General features: G+C 72.7%; 2 protein-coding genes. Both read right to left on the reverse strand.

Annotated features, from left to right (window positions below; translation table 11 throughout):
- Window positions 1–41: 41 nt before the first annotated feature.
- Window positions 42–797 (reverse strand): ThuA domain-containing protein, encoded by a 756-nt coding sequence (locus AB0C29_RS50035; RefSeq protein ID WP_360835650.1) that lies wholly within the window; start codon window positions 795–797, stop codon window positions 42–44.
- A gap of 36 nt (window positions 798–833) precedes the next feature.
- Window positions 834–1,060 (reverse strand): substrate-binding domain-containing protein (locus AB0C29_RS50040; RefSeq protein WP_360835652.1); only part of this gene is annotated, 227 nt, incomplete at its 5' end.

Genomic DNA, 1,060 nt, shown 5'->3' on the forward strand with positions numbered 1-1,060 from the left:
GGCCTGGCCCATCGCGCCGGCGCCGGCCAGCAGCACCCGGATCACGCGGCCGGGCCCGGGTGCGTGGGCGCCGAGAAGGTGTCGTAGCGCAGCAGCTCGGGCAGCTCCCGCCGGGGCCGGTCGGTACGGGCCCAGCGCACCCCGTTGGCGATCACCCGCCGGATGTCCGGGTGGTGGTAGACCGGGTAGTCCTGGTCGCCGGGCTTGAAATAGAAGATCCGGCCGTGCCCGCGGCGCCACGTGCAGCCGCTGCGGAACACCTCGCCACCGCTGAACGAGCTGATGAAGATGAGCTCGTCCGGGGGCGGGACGTCGAAGTACTCGCCGTACATCTCGTCCTCGGGGAGCACGATCGGGTGCGGCACGCCCTGGGCGATCGGGTGGGTCGGGTCGACGGTCCAGATCAGCTCGCGGTCGTGCTCGTTGCGCCAGCGCAGGGTGCACGTCGTACCCATGAGCTTGGTGAAGATCTTGGACCAGTGCCCGGAGTGCAGCACCACCAGGCCCATCCCGGACAGCACGTGCCGGTGCACCCGCTCGACCACCTCGTCGGCCACCTCGCCGTGGGCGGCGTGCCCCCACCAGGTCAGCACGTCGGTGCCGGCCAGCACCTGCTCGGTCAGGCCGTGCTTGGGCTCGTCCAGGGTGGCCGTCCGGACCTCCGCGGCGTCGCCGAGGTGCTCCCGGATGCCGGCGGCGATCGTCTCGTGCATGCCGTCCGGGTAGAGCTTCGCGACGTGTTCCTCGGTGCGCTCGTGGCGGTTCTCGCCCCACACGGTCACGCGGATCTGGTCCATGCTGCGTCCCTCCTGATCGGATGCGGTGCCGGCGGGTCAGCCGGGCAGTGTGGTGCGGCGCCGGGTGAGGCGCGGCGTGATCAGCTCGACCGGCTCGGCTGCGGTGGGGTCCCGGTCGAGCAGCCGGAACAGGGTGCGCATGGCCCGCCGGGACACGTCCCGCGGTTCGAGCGAGACGTTGGTGACCGGGGGAGTGGTGCCCGCGGCCAGCGCGTCCGGGCACAGGCCGACGACGGACAGGTCCCGCCCCGGCTGGTGCCCGC

It is taken from the genome of Actinoplanes sp. NPDC048791 (assembly GCF_040650095.1).
GTDB lineage: Bacteria > Actinomycetota > Actinomycetes > Mycobacteriales > Micromonosporaceae > Actinoplanes.

Bases quoted from the DNA above. Each gene is read 5' to 3' on its own strand.
- AB0C29_RS50035 (WP_360835650.1), bottom strand. From the start codon at position 797: ATGGACCAGATCCGCGTGACCGTGTGGGGCGAGAACCGCCACGAGCGC.